Annotated in this window: 1 pseudogene; it reads left to right on the top strand. The window is 53.9% G+C overall.

The features are described from left to right. A pseudogene (locus tag H7F21_RS17260) lies at positions 1–1,688 on the top strand (hypothetical protein); the annotation flags it as partial.

The following is a 1,688-nucleotide window of genomic DNA, read 5'->3' as shown; positions in this document are numbered from 1 at the left end:
AACACGAGCAATGGCCAGATCGTCCATGTACGAGTAGAGGACACGGTCACGGGCTGTTATGATACGACGACCTTGGAACTTGTGGTGGAGCAGGCACCAGTTGCCAATGTGCCACAGCCGTTAAGGTACTGTGATCCCGATAACGATGGGACGGGCATGTTCATGTTGGCGGACGCTGACAACGAGATCACCGGAAGCGCACCGGGACTCACGGTGAGCTACCATGATACGATGGAAAATGCGGAGAACAATGCAGACGCACTTGACACGACGATTGCCTACGGCAATACGACGGCCAATATGCAGGCGCTCTATGCACGTGTGGAGAGCAGTACGATCGCCACGGACTGTGCCACGATAGTTGAACTAGTGCTTATCGTAGAGCCGACGCCACAGATAGAGGAGCCCACGCCATTGGAAGAGTGCGATGATCCATCAGCGGACGGATTTGCCGAGTTCGACCTAACGAGCAAGGCGGCGGAGGTGTTGAACGGTCTTGACGCCACGCAATATATGATCAGTTATTATAGGAGCGAAGCGGATGCTGAAATGGATAACAATCCCATAGGCAGCCCGGGAGCCTATACCAACACGGTCGAGGACGGCGAGCTGGTCTGGATACGCGTTGAGGACGGCAATACGGTCGAGGGCTGTTACAAGCTGACGAGCCTTGAGCTGATCGTGCACCCATTACCGGTATTGGCCATGCCAATGCCCTTTGAGCTATGTGACGTGGATAACCCTGGGGATGAGGAAGAAGCTTTCGATCTAGAAGATGTAAGTGCCGAGATACTTAATGGAGTACCAGGGGTAACGATAAGCTACCATGAGACACAGGTGGATGCCGACAATGGCACGGGTGCCATCGTAGGGCCGTATACCAACATGGCGACGGCACAGACGATATTTGTCAGGGGCGAGAACAACGCCACGGGCTGTTACAGCACGACGACCCTTACGATACGTGTCAACCCTGTCCCGACACCGACACCGAGCGACCAGTTACCGGAGATGGAGCTGTGCGATGAGGTCAATACGGGAGACGGTATCGAGATCTTCGACCTGACCACTAACGAGATACTCATCCTTAATGGTGAGACGGGAGTCACGACGACCTACCATGAGACAGCGGAAGATGCAGATACGGGCGACAACCCAATAGGTGATCCAACGAGCTATACGAACGCGGCAACACCGGAGCAACAGATCCATGTCAGGGTCACCAACAATATCACGGGCTGTTACGCCCTTGTGGACTTTACCATACGCGTGAACCCATTACCGGAGGTCGTTGCGGTAACGGACTTTATCCAGTGCGAGCTCAATACGGACGGCATTGACAGCTTTGACCTGGCGACCAAGAACGAAGAAGTACTTAATGGGCAGGACCCGAACCGTTTTATAGTGACCTATCACGATAATATAACAGATGCCGAATCGGGCGCGAACGCGCTGGTGCTGCCATATACTAACACGAGCAACCCACAGGAGGTCATCGTGACGATAACGGATACCACAACGGGTTGTTCGATCAGCACCCAGCGTTTCAACTTGCAGGTGGACGAGGCGTCCCAGGCCAATGCGGACATGGAGCTCATCCTATATGAACAATGTGACGACAATATGGAGACTGATGGCGATCCTGGCAACGACAGTGTACAGTTCGACCTATCGACACAAGATGCCCA

Source organism: Winogradskyella flava, from assembly GCF_014243395.1.
In the GTDB taxonomy this organism is placed as follows: domain Bacteria; phylum Bacteroidota; class Bacteroidia; order Flavobacteriales; family Flavobacteriaceae; genus Winogradskyella; species Winogradskyella flava.
Note: the sequence above shows the minus strand (reverse complement) of the source record. Positions and strands in the feature narration are given on the sequence as shown.